Origin of the sequence: Rhizobium sp. Leaf321, assembly GCF_001423215.1 — a bacterium.
Classification (GTDB): domain Bacteria; phylum Pseudomonadota; class Alphaproteobacteria; order Rhizobiales; family Rhizobiaceae; genus Neorhizobium; species Neorhizobium soli.
The window spans coordinates 686,041-700,628 of record NZ_LMOF01000007.1 but is presented as its reverse complement, the minus strand read 5'-3'; the positions used below and the strand labels follow the sequence as shown (position 1 = coordinate 700,628).

General features: G+C 60.6%; 12 protein-coding genes. 11 read left to right on the top strand and 1 reads right to left on the bottom strand.

The window, feature by feature from the left end; genetic code table 11:
- The 3 genes from murB to ASF70_RS24770 are packed head-to-tail and all read left to right on the top strand — an operon-like array spanning window position 1 to window position 1,356.
- Window positions 1–975, top strand: a complete 975-nt coding sequence (murB, locus tag ASF70_RS16245) for a UDP-N-acetylmuramate dehydrogenase (protein ID WP_062581097.1) — start codon at window positions 1–3, stop codon at window positions 973–975.
- 31 nt (window positions 976–1,006) lie between these two features.
- A complete protein-coding gene (locus tag ASF70_RS23680; protein WP_113167596.1) occupies window positions 1,007–1,234 on the top strand; it encodes a hypothetical protein in 228 nt (75 codons plus the stop codon).
- Window positions 1,231–1,356, top strand: a complete 126-nt coding sequence (locus ASF70_RS24770; protein ID WP_280136594.1) for a hypothetical protein — start codon at window positions 1,231–1,233, stop codon at window positions 1,354–1,356. The genes ASF70_RS23680 and ASF70_RS24770 overlap by 4 nt, the downstream gene beginning before the upstream one ends.
- Before the next feature lie 71 nt (window positions 1,357–1,427).
- On the opposite strand, the gene ASF70_RS16240 is transcribed toward ASF70_RS24770, so the two are convergent.
- Window positions 1,428–2,732 (bottom strand): MFS transporter, encoded by a 1,305-nt coding sequence (locus tag ASF70_RS16240; protein ID WP_062581096.1) that lies wholly within the window; start codon window positions 2,730–2,732, stop codon window positions 1,428–1,430.
- A gap of 393 nt (window positions 2,733–3,125) precedes the next feature.
- Between ASF70_RS16240 and ASF70_RS16235 the strand changes: the two genes are divergently transcribed.
- The 8 genes from ASF70_RS16235 to ligA all read left to right on the top strand — a co-directional run bounded on the left by ASF70_RS16235 (window position 3,126) and on the right by ligA (window position 14,586).
- Complete coding sequence (locus tag ASF70_RS16235) at window positions 3,126–4,052, top strand: D-alanine--D-alanine ligase (protein WP_062581094.1); 927 nt, start codon at window positions 3,126–3,128, stop codon at window positions 4,050–4,052.
- Window positions 4,040–4,960 carry a cell division protein FtsQ/DivIB gene (locus tag ASF70_RS16230; RefSeq protein ID WP_062456190.1) on the top strand — a complete coding sequence of 307 codons (921 nt, stop codon included), beginning with the start codon at window positions 4,040–4,042 and terminating at the stop codon, window positions 4,958–4,960. The genes ASF70_RS16235 and ASF70_RS16230 overlap by 13 nt, the downstream gene beginning before the upstream one ends.
- Window positions 4,957–6,288, top strand: coding sequence for a cell division protein FtsA (gene ftsA / locus ASF70_RS16225; protein WP_062581091.1), 1,332 nt, complete (start codon window positions 4,957–4,959; stop codon window positions 6,286–6,288). The genes ASF70_RS16230 and ftsA overlap by 4 nt, the downstream gene beginning before the upstream one ends.
- Before the next feature lie 82 nt (window positions 6,289–6,370).
- Window positions 6,371–8,131, top strand: a complete 1,761-nt coding sequence (gene ftsZ / locus ASF70_RS16220; RefSeq protein WP_062581089.1) for a cell division protein FtsZ — start codon at window positions 6,371–6,373, stop codon at window positions 8,129–8,131.
- 368 nt (window positions 8,132–8,499) lie between these two features.
- Window positions 8,500–9,456 (top strand): UDP-3-O-acyl-N-acetylglucosamine deacetylase, encoded by a 957-nt coding sequence (lpxC, locus tag ASF70_RS16215; RefSeq protein ID WP_062581087.1) that lies wholly within the window; start codon window positions 8,500–8,502, stop codon window positions 9,454–9,456.
- Window positions 9,457–9,648: 192 nt separating this feature from the next.
- Entirely contained in the window at window positions 9,649–10,515 is an 867-nt protein-coding gene (locus tag ASF70_RS16210) for an outer membrane protein assembly factor BamD (protein ID WP_062456202.1), read from the top strand.
- 40 nt (window positions 10,516–10,555) lie between these two features.
- Window positions 10,556–12,229 (top strand): DNA repair protein RecN, encoded by a 1,674-nt coding sequence (gene recN, locus ASF70_RS16205; RefSeq protein WP_062581085.1) that lies wholly within the window; start codon window positions 10,556–10,558, stop codon window positions 12,227–12,229.
- Between the two features lie 179 nt (window positions 12,230–12,408).
- Window positions 12,409–14,586 carry an NAD-dependent DNA ligase LigA gene (gene ligA / locus ASF70_RS16200; protein WP_062581082.1) on the top strand — a complete coding sequence of 726 codons (2,178 nt, stop codon included), beginning with the start codon at window positions 12,409–12,411 and terminating at the stop codon, window positions 14,584–14,586.
- The last annotated feature ends 2 nt before the right edge of the window (window positions 14,587–14,588 follow it).

Here is a 14,588-nt window from a genome sequence, read left to right as displayed (position 1 = left end):
ATGAAACAAGTGAATGGGGAAAAGCTGCTGACGTCACTCGGGGACGGCGTCAAGAACCTGCGTGGTCGTCTGACGCCGAATGCACCGATGGACCGTGTCACGTGGTTCCAGGCGGGCGGACTTGCCGAGCTGATGTTCCAGCCGCATGACGCCGAGGATCTCGCGACTTTCCTCAAGATGCTGCCGCAAGACGTTCCGCTTACGGTCGTCGGCGTCGGCTCCAATCTGCTGGTGCGCGATGGCGGTATTCCGGGCGTTGTGGTCCGTCTCTCTGCCAAGGGGTTCGGCCAGCTCGATCTCATGGGTGACAACCGGATCAAGGCCGGTGCGATCTGCCCGGACAAGCACCTCGCTGCGATGGCGATGGACAATGGTATCGGCGGGTTTGCCTTCTACTACGGCATACCGGGTTCGATTGGCGGGGCGCTGCGGATGAACGCCGGCGCCAATGGCGGGGAGACTGCCGAGCGGCTGGTCGAAGTCCATGCCGTCGATCGCGAGGGCAACGAGCATGTGCTTTCCAACGAGGACATGGGATACAGCTACCGCCATTCATCGGCTTCCAAGGACCTGATCTTCACCCATGCGGTGTTCGAAGGGTACCCGGAGGACCGTGCCAAGATCCGCGCCGACATGGACGCTGTTCGCCAGCACCGCGAGACCGTGCAGCCGGTCAAGGAAAAGACCGGCGGCTCTACCTTCAAGAACCCGGAAGGCCATTCCGCCTGGAGCCTTATCGACGAGGCCGGCGGCCGCGGTCTGATGAACGGTGGCGCCCAGATGTCGTCGCTGCATTGCAACTTCATGATCAATATTGGCCATGCCACCGGCTATGATCTCGAATATCTCGGCGAGATGGTGCGCCAGCGCGTGTTCGACAAATCCGGCATCAAGCTGGAATGGGAGATCAAGCGACTCGGTATCTTCATGCCGGGTAGGGAAGTGCGACCCTTCCAAGGTGCGACGACGGAGTAGCTATAACTAGTCCCTCTTCAAGGATGGGCGAATGACGCTGATACACAACGAGCGAACCAAACTTCTGGCGAATTCGCTGGACAGGCTTTCCACAGCTTGTGTGGCGGCAGGTTTCATAGCTCCGGCTGTCTCGCTTTCCAACGGAGCAGCGTCGGCTGGTATCTCGCTTTCTATCGCCCTTTCGACGCTGGCTTGGATTTCCGGCGGTTTGCTACTACATTGGGGTGCAAGACGTGCTCTTGGAGAGTTGATCTCATGAACGCACCCACTTTCTTCTTCCTGTATGTCCTGCCCTTTGTGATCGCTGGCGCGGGCTGGGTTGCCGTCTTGCTTGCGGAGCGAAGCAGCCGCCGCAAGCAGCGGCTACATCCAGGAGAGTGACAGTTCACACAAAAAAGCCCGCGAAGTCATAGACTTCGCGGGCTTTTTTGTCAGTTTGATTCCGCCGTGGCTCAGACTTCGTCCTTGCCCGACAGGAGGATGCAGACCAGCGTGATCACGGCCGCGATGCCGAGATAGTAGCCGACATAGGCCATGCCGTAATTGGCCTGCAGGTAGGTTGCGATATAGGGCGCAAGCGACGCGCCGAAGATGCCGGCGAGGTTGAAGGTTATCGACGAGCCCGTATAGCGGACCGCGGTCGGGAAGGGCGCGGCCAGTGCCGTTCCGATCAGGCCGTAGGTCATGCCCATCAGCACCATCGCCAGTACGACGAACAGGAAGATCATGCCTTCGCCATTGGTCATCAGTGCCGGCAGGACAAACGAGAACAGCCCGATCAGCACCGTCGTCACGATCAGCATCTCGCGGCGTCCGTAGCGGTCACCCAGCTTGCCAACGATCGGAATGAAAATGCCGAACACGATCGAGCCGAGCAACTGCACCTCGAGCGCATCGAGGAACGGCATCTTCAGGATCTTGACGTTGTAGGACAGAAGATAGGCCGAGCCGATGTAGAACAGCACGAAGGTTGCAAGCGCCACGAAAGTGCCAAGCGCCAGGCTGCGCTTGTGCGTGCGGAACAGTTCCACGACCGGGATCTCGACCCGCTCCTGCTTGTCGATCGTCTTCTGGAAGGCTGGCGTCTCGGTGATCGAGAGGCGTACCCAAAGGCCAACGGCAATCAGCAGGATCGATGCAATGAACGGAATGCGCCAGCCCCAGGATAGAAGCGCGTCCTGCGACATGAAGTGCAGCAGGATCCAGAACACGCCCGAAGACAGGAACAGGCCGACAGGAGCGCCAAGCTGCGGGAACATGCCGTACCAGGTGCGCTTACCCGGAGGTGCGTTTTCGGTCGCGAGCAGAACAGCACCGCCCCATTCGCCGCCGAGGCCAAAGCCCTGGCCGAAACGGCAAAGCGCCAGAAGCAGCGGTGCTGCCACGCCGATCGTCTCATAGGTCGGCAGCAGGCCGATGATCACGGTGGAAATGCCCATGGTCAAAAGTGCGGCAACCAGCGTTGTCTTGCGTCCGATCCGGTCACCGAAATGGCCGAACACGACGGCACCGAGCGGGCGGGCAAAAAATGCGATCGAGAAGGTTGCGAATGAGGCAAGCAGTGCGGTCGTCGGATCGCTGTTGGGGAAGAACAGCGCCGGGAAGACGAGGACCGCAGCCGTCGCGTAAACGTAGAAATCGAAGAACTCGATCGTCGTGCCGACCAGGCTGGCCGTCAGGACGCGTGCAGGAGAATTCATTGCAACATGCGCTAACGGCTCAGCTGACGGCGAAGCGGGAGGCGTCGCGTTTGTCATACTGATTCCAATTCAGGAGATTTAAATATGCGGCTCTCTATGAGTACCGGCTGCGACATACAGCAGTTTTCTGACGAGTAAAACAAAAAACGCGCAATAAACGGCACGTTTTCACCCCTGATCCATTGCGATCTTACCGCGCTCGAGCAGCTGTTCGAGCTCCATGTCCCGTGCGGTACCATGCGACCTCAAGTCCTGCATTAACCATTTCAAAATCTAATTTGTGCTTCAATTTCAGCCTGTTGGGTTCTCCCATTAAGGAAAGTAAACGATTTGTTAACCATTTTGGTGCACCAATAGCCTGGCGATCAGATCTGAGAAAGAATCGTTGGTCGTACAAGTTTGGCGCAAGCGATGTCGCTTAAGCCTAAAGCCCTTTTCCGGGAGTGGTTGATGAACGACATGCATGTGGCTGTATTGATGGGAGGGTTTTCCTCCGAGCGGCCGGTCAGCCTGTCTTCCGGCAACGCCTGTGCTGAGGCTTTGGAAGGCGAGGGTTACAAGGTGACGCGGGTTGATGTCGATCGTGATGTCGCAGCGGTTCTTGCCAGCCTGCGCCCGGATGTCGCCTTCAATGCGCTGCATGGTCCCTTCGGTGAAGATGGCACCATCCAGGGCGTGCTCGAATATCTCGAGATCCCCTATACGCATTCCGGCGTTCTGGCCTCCGCTCTCGCGATGGACAAGCAGCAGGCAAAGCACGTGGCTAAGGCTGCCGGTATTCCTGTTGCTGAAGCCAAGGTCATGGATCGCCATGAGTTTACCAATGAGCATCCGATCGCCACGCCTTACGTCGTCAAGCCGGTGCGCGAAGGCTCGTCCTTCGGCGTCGTCATCGTCAAGGAAGGCCAGTCTCACCCGCCGCAGATCATTACCTCGCCGGAATGGAAATACGGCAGCCAGGTGATGGTCGAGCGTTATGTCTATGGCCGCGAGCTGACCTGCGGCGTCCTGGGCGACGTGGCGCTGGGTGTGACGGAAGTCATCCCGAACGGTGATGCGTTCTACGACTACGATGCGAAATATGCCGTCGGTGGTTCGAGCCACGTCATTCCCGCACAAATTTCACCAAATATTTACCAAAAAATTCAATCCTTGGCGCTTGAGGCGCATCGGGCAATGGGGTGCCGTGGCGTCAGTCGTTCGGACTTTCGCTTCGACGACCGGTTTTCCGAAGACGGCGAAGTCATCTGGCTCGAAATCAACACCCAGCCCGGGATGACGCCGACCTCGCTTGTGCCTGAGATGGCTGTTCATGCTGGTCATACTTTTGGTGGTCTCGTCCGTTGGATGGTGGAGGACGCGTCGTGTTTGCGTTGAATAGCAAAAAAGCTGACGATCACGGCCGGGCAAACTATCTCGGCGCTGAAGAGCGTCGTGTACTGCCGCGTCCACTGCGCCGCGTCGTCCGCTTCGGCTTGAGCCTTGCGACGGGCCGCATCCATATTCCTGATCATACTGGCACGTTTGCGACATTCGGTTTCTTCGCAGTCGTCGGCCTCTACGGAATGTCGCTTGGCGGTCATGCCCAGACGGTTGCTCAGGCGACGACAGCGGCCGTCGGTTTCGCCATCGAGGACGTTCGCGTCTCGGGCAATGACCAGACGTCGGAGATCGATATCCTTCAGCTTCTCGGTCTCGATGGCACGACCTCGCTGGTCGCTCTCGATGTCGATCAGGCGCGCCGCAAGCTGTCCGAGCTTCCCTGGGTTCGCTATGCCGAAGTCCGCAAAGTCTATCCGCGCACGATCGAAGTGATGCTCAAGGAGCGCGAGGCTTTCGGGATCTGGCAGAACGGGTCGGATCTCGCTCTGATCGAAAAGAACGGTTCCATCATCGCGCCGCTGCGGGACAGCAAGTTCGCTTCCCTGCCGCTGTTCGTGGGTCGTGAAGCAGACAAGGCCGCATCCGCTTTTGTCGATCAGATGGCTGCGTGGCCGGAGCTTCGCTCGCGGGTAAAGGCGTACGTCCGCGTCGCCGGTCGTCGCTGGGATTTGCACATCGACAACGGCGTTGTCCTGAAGCTGCCGGAAACCCAGGTCGAGACCGCGCTCAGCGTGCTGGCTCGTCTGGAAAAGGAAGAGCGGATCCTGGAGCGTGACATCGCTGCCGTCGATCTTCGCCTGCACGACCGCACAACCGTTGAACTTACTTCTGCCGCCACCGAACGCCGCAACGAGGCAGTCGAGGCACGCACGAAGGCGTTGAAGAAGGCAGGAGAGACGTGAGTGTATTCGGTTCTTCCAATTACGGGCTTCCGCATATGAAGCCACTGTCTTCCAAGCGCAGCCACATCGTTTCGGTGCTCGACATCGGCTCGACCAAGGTCGTCTGCATGATCGCCCGGCTGACGCCGAAGCAGGAAAGCCAGATCCTGCCGGGTCGGACCCATCATGTCGAGATCATCGGCATCGGCCACCAGCGTTCGCGCGGCGTCAAGTCCGGCGTCATCGGCGATCTCGATGCGGCGGAAAGCGTCGTCCGTCTCGCGGTTGACGCTGCAGAGCGCATGGCCGGCCTCACGGTCGACAGCCTCATCGTCAATGTTTCTGCCGGTCGTCTGACCAGCGACGTCTATACGGCATCGATCGACCTCGGTGGACAGGAAGTCGAATCGGCCGATCTGAAGCGTGTTCTCGTCGCAGCCAGCCAGAAGTCGGCTCGCCAGGACCGCGCAATCCTTCACTCGCTGCCGACCGGCTTCACGCTGGATGGCGAAGTCGGGATCCGCGATCCGCTGGCGATGTACGGCGATATGCTGGGCGTCGATATGCATGTCGTCACCGCCGAGCGCGTGATGCTGCGTAACCTCGAGCTCTGCATCAACCGTGCGCATCTGTCCGTCGAGGGCATGGTGGCAACGCCTTATGCCAGCGGCCTTGCAGCACTTGTCGACGACGAAGTCGAACTGGGTTGTGCGGCGATCGACATGGGCGGCGGCACCACGACAATTTCAGTGTTTGCCGAAGGCAAGCTCGTTCATACGGATGCGATCGGCCTCGGTGGCCATCACGTCACCACGGACCTTGCACGTGGTCTTTCGACCCGGATCGAGGATGCCGAGCGGATGAAGGTCGTGCATGGCTCGGCCGTCTCCAACGGCGCAGACGACCGCGACATGATTTCGGTTCCGCCGATCGGCGAGGACGACCGCGACCAGCCGACCCAGGTTCCACGCTCGCTCGTCACCCGGATCGTCAAGGCCCGCATCGAAGAAACGCTGGAACTGATCCGTGACCGGATCCAGAAATCCGGTTTCAGCCCGATCGTCGGCAAGCGCGTGGTTCTGACGGGCGGTGCCAGCCAGTTGACCGGCCTGTCCGAGACGGCCCGTCACATTCTGGCCCGCAATGTTCGTATTGGTCGTCCGATGGGCATTTCCGGCCTGCCGGCTGCTGCCAAGGGCCCGGCTTTTTCGACTGCCGTCGGACTGATGATCTACCCGCAGGTCGCGGACCTCGAAACACATGCATCCCAGAGCGGCCTGATCGGCTCGCTCGGAAATGGAAACGGCCGTCTCGCCCGCGTCGGGCAATGGCTCAAGGAAAGTTTTTGACCCGGGCTCTGCTCCCGGATCAGAGAAGTTGCAATGAATTGGCCAGCTCGGCAATGCGGCCACGAGAAGAAGGACAGGTACAATGACGATCAAGCTTCAAAAGCCTGATATTACCGAGCTGAAGCCTCGGATCACCGTTTTCGGCGTCGGCGGCGGCGGCGGCAATGCCGTCAACAACATGATCACCGCAGGGCTGGAAGGCGTCGATTTCGTCGTTGCCAATACCGATGCCCAGGCGCTGACCATGACCAAGGCCGAGCGGATCATCCAGATGGGTGTGCAGGTCACCGAAGGTCTCGGCGCAGGTTCGCAGCCGGAAGTCGGTCGCGCTGCCGCTGAGGAATGCCTCGACGAGATCATCGATCATCTTAACGGAACGCATATGTGCTTCGTCACCGCCGGCATGGGCGGCGGCACCGGCACCGGTGCTGCTCCAGTCGTTGCACAGGCTGCCCGCAACAAGGGTATCCTCACGGTTGGCGTTGTTACCAAGCCGTTCCACTTCGAAGGCGGTCGCCGCATGCGGCTCGCCGAACAGGGCATCCAGGAACTGCAGAAGTCGGTCGACACGCTGATCGTCATTCCGAACCAGAACCTATTCCGCATCGCCAACGACAAGACGACGTTTGCCGACGCCTTCGCCATGGCCGACCAGGTTCTCTATTCGGGCGTTGCCTGCATCACCGACCTGATGGTCAAGGAAGGCCTCATCAACCTCGACTTCGCGGACGTTCGTTCCGTGATGCGCGAAATGGGCCGTGCGATGATGGGCACCGGCGAAGCTTCGGGTTCGGGCCGTGCGATGCAGGCAGCGGAAGCTGCTATCGCCAACCCGCTGCTCGACGAGACCTCGATGAAGGGTGCACAGGGCCTGCTGATCTCCATCACCGGTGGTCGCGACCTCACACTGTTCGAAGTCGACGAAGCGGCAACCCGCATCCGCGAAGAAGTCGATCCGGACGCCAACATCATTCTCGGCGCAACCTTCGACGAAGCGCTGGAAGGCATCATCCGCGTCTCCGTCGTTGCCACCGGCATCGACCGCGCCCATGGCGAAATCGACCTGCGTGCCGCTGAAATGCGCGCAGCCCAGAAGCCGATTATCCGTCCTTCGGCGGCCGTTGCTCCGGCTCCGGCCGCACAGCAGCCTGTCATGATGCAGGCACCGGTTCAGGCCGCAGCGCCTGCGCCAATGGCTCCGAAGGCAGTCGATCCGATCGCCGAGACCATCCGCCAGGCCGAAGCCGACATGGAACGCGAACTGGCTATCCCACAGCCGGTCTTGCAGCAGCCTGCAGCGCCCGCGCCGCAGCCTGTCATGCAGCAGCAGCCGCCGGCCGAAGAGGCTTTCCGTCCGCAGAGCCGTCTGTTTGCACAGTCTGCACCGGTTGAAGCCGCTCCGCAGGTTTCGCGCCCGGCTCCGCAGATGACGCAGCAGCCAGCACCGCGCATGACACAGCCGGTTCAGCAGGAACCTGTCTACCGCGAACCTGTCATGGAACCGGTCCGCATGCCGAAGGTCGAGGATTTCCCGCCGGTCGTTAAGGCCGAGATGGATCACCGCACGCAGCCTGCCAGCCATGTGCAGGAAGAGCGCGGCCCGATGGGGCTTCTGAAGCGAATCACCAATTCGCTTGGCCGTCGCGACGAAGAAGAGCACGTCGAACCAGCCGCCGCACCGGCTCCGGTTCAACAGCAGCGCCGTCCGCTGTCGCCTGAGGCAAGCCTCTACGCACCGCGTCGTGGCAACCTCGACGATCACGGTCGTTCGGTTCCGCAGAGCTCGCAGCATGACGACGATCAGCTCGAAATTCCGGCATTCCTTCGACGTCAGTCGAACTGATTTGTGGGAGCGTCGCAGCGTCAGCGCGCGGCGTTCAACAAATGTCTGCAGAGCCCGGGTCGTTGCACCCGGGCTTTGTGTATCCGGACGTCTGAGGCGTTAAGGATTTTGTCCTGAACCTCTGGGAAAGCTGCCTTAATTCAAGTTGTTAACCGGTAGACGTCCGCGTTTGTGCCTTGAGTCCTAACACCGCGGCATTCTGCGGGTTAGTGGCGTAACAATCCGATACGAACAGTGATTTGGAATGTTAAAGACGCCTGCGTATGTAAGACGATAAGTGATGCTGACATGAACGTTTGAGAGGCGTTGTCGCCGGTATCTAACCAAGCTCGATCCCAGACTAGGGGTCTTGAGAGAAGGCATTAGGAATGACCATCGGATTGCTCGGTTTCCAGACCACCATCGCGGCCCCGGTTTCTTTGACCGGTATTGGCGTGCATTCGGGGTCTCCGGTCAGCATCACATTCCAGCCTGCTGAATCCAATTCCGGTATCATCTTCGCGCGTCAGTTTGATGACGGGTCTTCTGCCGAATACCGCGCCGTCTCCTCTCAGGTTGGTCCGACCGATCTCTGCACGATCCTTGGTTCGTCGCCGGCCACCTGGGTTGCCACGATCGAACACGTGATGGCAGCACTCTACGCGCTCGGGATCGACAACGTGACTGTCGATGTCGATGGCGCCGAAATGCCGATCATGGACGGCAGCTCCTATCCTTTCATTGATGCGATCGAACAGGTCGGCATCGTCAATCTCAATGTGAAGCGTCGCTACATCCGTGTCATCAAGCCGGTCCGAATCGAATCGGGCGCGTCCTGGTCCGAGTTCCGGCCGCATGATGGTACCCGCTTTGAAGTCGAGATCGATTTCGCATCTCCGCTGATCGGCCGTCAGAGCTGGAACGGTGAACTGACCGCAGCGCGGTTCAAGCAGGATCTTTCACGGGCTCGTACATTCGGCTTCATGCGTGACGTCGAGCGCCTTTGGGCTGCTGGCTACGCTCTCGGTTCGTCGCTTGAGAATTCCGTCGTCATTTCCGATGACGAAACGGTCGTGAACGTCGAGGGTCTTCGTTACCAGGACGAATTCGTGCGCCACAAGACGCTGGACGCGGTTGGCGATCTTGCGCTTGCCGGCGCTCAGTTCATTGGCTGCTACCGCTCCTATCGCGGCGGCCACAAGATGAACGCCAATGCGCTGAAAGCTCTGCTCAACGATCCGACGGCTTATGAAATCGTCGAAGCGCCATCGTCGCGGGTTGCGCGCGTGAGGGCCGGAGATTTCGTTCCGGTCAGCGTCAGTGAACTGGCGCCGTCTTTTGCTTGAATAACAACTCCAGTCGACTTGGCCGCTTCCGTTGGAAGCGGCTTTTCTTTTGAATAGCCATGTGTGCTGCGGTCGGTGCCACAAAAATGCGTTAATGGGTGAGCATTGCGTTGCTCTGCCAATACTTTTATGGCTAGAACGACCTGCTTTCGGGCAGCAGGGCAAAACGGGCGGGACATCGGGAATTGTCGAATGGCGTATGCGAAGGCTGTAGAAATGCGTAGAGCGGCAAGGATCGCACTTGTATCGTTGGTGTTTGCGGGTGCCGGTCTCGGCCTTACCGCATGCCAGTCGGACAAAGACATCGACATCACCAAGCTCGGTTTCGAAAGCGAGTCGCCCGAGGCCCTCTACAATCAGGGCCTTGCCAACATGAAGGCGGGCAATATCGTCGAAGCGAGCCGCAAGTTCGACGCCATCGAGAAGCAGAACCCGTTCACCGAGTGGGGCCGCAAGGCGCTCGTCATGAGCACGTTCAGCAAGTATCGCATGGGCCGCAACGACGAAGCGATCACGGTCGGTAACCGCTATCTCAACCAATACCCGCGCTCCGCAGATTCGGCCTACGTGCAGTATCTGGTCGGCCTTGCCTATTCCAAGCAGGTCGCCGACGTCACGCAGGACCAGAAGGCCGCCAACAACACGATCGATGCGATGACCAAGGTCGTCCGCGATTATCCCGATTCGGAATATGTCGAGGATGCGCAGGCGAAGATCCGCTTTGCGCGTGACCAGCTTGCCGGCAAGGAAATGCAGGTCGGGCGATACTATCTCGAGCGCAAGGAATATCTTGCCGCCATCTCGCGCTTCCGCAGGGTCGTCGAGACCTTTTCCAATACCAACCAGGTTGAAGAAGCCCTCGCGCGTCTGACGGAAACCTATTACGCGATGGGCATCGTCGAAGAGGCGCAGACCGCCGCAGCCGTGCTTGGCCGCAACTATCCGGACAGCCAGTGGTACGCAGACTCCTACAAGCTGCTTCAGTCCGGCGGTGTTCAGCCGCGCGAGAACAAGGGCTCGTGGATTGCGCGTGCCGGCGCAAAGCTCGTCGGCGCCTGAGACCTTTCAACCAAGTGCCTGACAGGATAGGCGAGGCCGCATGCTGATCCAGCTTTCGATCCGCGACATCGTTCTGATCGAGAAGCTGGACCTTGCCTTCGAAGCGGGCCTTTCCGTGCTGACCGGCGAGACCGGTGCAGGCAAATCCATCCTTCTCGACAGTCTTTCTCTGGCGCTTGGCGGCCGCGGCGACGGTGGTCTCGTGCGCCATGGCGAGGACAAGGGTCAGGTGACGGCGGTCTTTGACGTGCCGATGAACCATTCCGCCCGCAAGCTTCTGCGCGACAACGGCATAGACGACGACGGCGATCTGATCTTCCGGCGTATCCAGTCGGCCGACGGGCGCACCCGCGCTTCGATCAACGACCAGCCGGTCAGTGTGCAGATGATGCGCCAGGCGGGACAGGTTCTGGTCGAGATCCACGGCCAGCACGACGATCGCGCGCTGATCGATACCGGCGCCCACCGCACTCTTGTCGATGCGTTTGCAGGCCTCAACGATGAGGTTCTCTCGGTTTCCCACCTCTACAAGGCCTGGCGGGATGCCGACCGGACCCTGAAGACGCATCGCGCCAAGGTGGAGGCCGCTGCGCGCGAAGCCGATTATATCAGGGCCTCGGTCGAGGAACTGGAAGCCCTCTCGCCCCGCGACGGCGAGGAGGAGGAGCTGGCCGAGCAGCGCTCGAAAATGCAGAAGTCCGAGCGCATTGCCGGTGATATTTCGGAAGCATCGGAATTTCTCAACGGCAACGGTTCGCCTGTACCGCTAATTGCCTCCATGGTGCGCCGCCTCGAGCGCAAGAGCCACGAGGCGCCTGGGCTGCTGGAGGAAACTGTCGAACTGCTGGATCAGGCGCTCAACCATCTGTCGAACGCACAGATGGAAGTCGAAACGGCGCTTCGCCGGACCGAGTTCGATCCGCGCGAATTGGAACGGGTCGAGGAACGGCTGTTCGCCCTGCGTGCCGCCGGCCGCAAATATTCGGTCGCCGTCGTCGATCTTCCGGCGCTTGCCGAAAAGATGGTGGCGGACCTTGCCGATCTCGATGCCGGCGAGGAACGGCTGGGTGAGCTGGAAAAGATCGCGGCCGCTGCGAAAGAGGAATTCGATCGGGCGGCACTTGTTCTCTCGGACAAACGTAAAGCGGGCGCGGAGACGCTGGCGGAAGCGGTGATGCAGGAACTGCCGGCGCTGAAGCTGGAACGGGCGCGCTTCATGGTCGAGGTGACCGCCAATCCGGAGGCTGCGGCTGCCGAGGGTATCGATACGGTCGAATTCCATGTCCAGACCAATCCGGGCACACGCCCCGGTCCGATCATGAAGGTCGCCTCCGGCGGCGAGCTGTCGCGCTTCCTGCTGGCGCTCAAGGTCGCCCTTGCCGATCGCGGCTCGGCACCGACGCTCGTCTTCGACGAAATCGACACAGGTGTCGGCGGCGCGGTGGCGGATGCGATCGGCCAGCGGCTGAAGCGTCTGTCGGGCACTGTGCAGGTGCTCTCGGTCACCCACGCGCCGCAGGTGGCGGCCCGTGCTGCGACGCATCTTCTGATCTCCAAGGGTCCGGCCGGCGACGGTTCCGACAAGATTGCCACACGGGTGGCGACTATGGCGCCTGAAAACCGCACTGAGGAAATTGCCCGCATGCTGGCCGGCGCTTCGGTAACGGACGAGGCGAGGGCGGCCGCCAGAAGCCTGCTTGCGGGCAACGGCTAAACGGTTATCCGGCAGTCGCGGGAGCGTGCGGGCAGGCTCACCCGGACAGGGCGTAACGCAATCCCGTATCCCGAAACGATGCTGTATCTCGTGGTGTCCAGTCACAGGCGAGATGGGCGCTGCTTCTTCCAATCTTCTCAAATTGCACTAGAAATGCCGTTGAAGATGGAGATTCCCGCATGGCCGCCGACCAGACCCCGACCGAGACCCCTGTTGATGACTTGACCGAACAGGCAGCTGCTGACGAGCTGGAGCGACTGGCGCGTGAACTTTCCCATCACGACGAGCTCTACCATGCCAAGGACGCGCCGGAGATTTCCGATGCCGATTACGACGCGCTGAAGAAGCGTAATGCGGCGATCGAAGACCGTTTCCCGCAGTTGATCCGGGCCGATTCGCCGTCCATCAAGGTCGGTGCGGCACCTCTGCCGACCTTTGCGCAGATCACCCATTCGCGACCCATGCTCTCGCTCGACAACGCCTTTGCCGACGACGACGTGCGCGACTTCGTCAACTCCGTCTACCGCTTTCTAGGCCAGTTGCCGGACGGTTCGATCGCGTTCACGGCGGAACCGAAGATCGACGGCTTGTCGATGTCGATCCGCTACGAGAACGGGATCCTCGTCAATGCCGCGACGCGCGGCGATGGCACGACGGGTGAAAACGTCACTGCCAATATCAAGACGATCAAGGAAATCCCCAACAAGCTTCCGAAGGGCGTTCCTGCGGTCGTTGAGGTGCGCGGCGAAGTCTATATGGGCAAGAGCGATTTCCTGGCGCTCAATGCGGAGATGGAAGCGAAGGGCAAGCAGCTCTACGTCAATCCGCGCAACACGGCGGCAGGCTCACTGCGGCAGCTCGATGCCAAGGTGACGGCAAGCCGCAAGCTGAAATTCTTCGCCTATGCCTGGGGCGAGATTTCCGAGCCGAACGAGTTGCCGGGCACGCAATACGAGATGGTGCAGACCTTCAAGGACTGGGGTTTCCCGGTCAATCCGCTGATGAAGCGGCTGAATTCGCTCGAGGATATTCTCGGCCATTACCGCGAGATCGGCCTCGAGCGTCCCGAACTCGACTATGATATCGACGGTGTCGTCTACAAGGTCGACCGGCTCGATCTGCAGGCGCGCCTCGGTTTCCGCTCGCGCTCTCCGCGCTGGGCGACGGCCCACAAATTCCCCGCCGAGCAGGCGTTCACGACGGTCGAGAATATCGACATCCAGGTCGGCCGCACCGGCGCGCTGACACCGGTGGCGCGATTGACCCCGATCACCGTCGGCGGCGTGGTCGTTACCAACGCGACGCTGCATAACGAGGATTATATCAAGGGCATCGGCAATTCCGGCGAGCGGATCCGCGAAGACGATCACGACATCCGCATCGGCGACACGGTCATCGTGCAGCGTGCCGGCGACGTCATCCCGCAGGTTCTCGACGTGGTCATGGAAAAGCGGCCGGCGGATGCCAAGGCCTATGAGTTTCCGAAGAAATGCCCGGTCTGCGGCAGTCATGCGGTGCGCGAGAAGAACGAGAAGACCGGCAAGCTCGATTCGGTCACCCGCTGCACCGGTGGCTTCGTCTGCCGTGCGCAGGCGACCGAACACCTGAAGCATTTCGTCTCACGCAATGCCTATGACATCGAAGGGCTTGGGGCAAAGCAGGTCGACTTCTTCTTCGAGGCGGAAGACCCGGCGCTGCAGATCCGCACTGCGCCCGACATTTTCACGCTGAAAAAGCGTCAGGAAACATCGAAACTGCTGAAGCTCGAAAACATCGACGGGTTCGGCAGGATCAGCGTCCGGAAGCTGTTCGACGCGATCGACGAGCGGCGCTCGATCGCGCTCAACCGCTTCATCTACGCCCTCGGCATCCGCCATGTGGGCGAGACGACAGCGAAGCTTCTGGCGCGCCACTACGGCACCTACGAGGCGTTTGCCGAGGCCATGAAGGAAGCGGCCAGTCTCTCCGGGGATGCCTGGGCTGACCTCAACAATATCGAGGGCATCGGTGAGATCGTCGCCCGTGCCATCGTCGAGTTCTTCAAGGAGCCGCGCAACCTCGACGTCGTGACGCGTCTCCTCACCGAGGTGACGCCGCAGGCGGCGGAACAGATCGCGGCCTCGAACAGCCCGGTCGCCGGTAAGACGGTCGTCTTCACCGGCTCTCTGGAGCGGTTCACCCGCGATGAGGCCAAGGCCCGAGCCGAAGGGCTCGGCGCCAAGGTGGCGGGATCGGTCTCCAAGAAGACCGACTATGTCGTTGCCGGCCCCGGCGCCGGTTCCAAGCTCGACAAGGCAAGAGGACTCGGCGTCGAGGTGATGACGGAAGACGAGTGGCTGTCGTTTATCGGGGGCTGAGC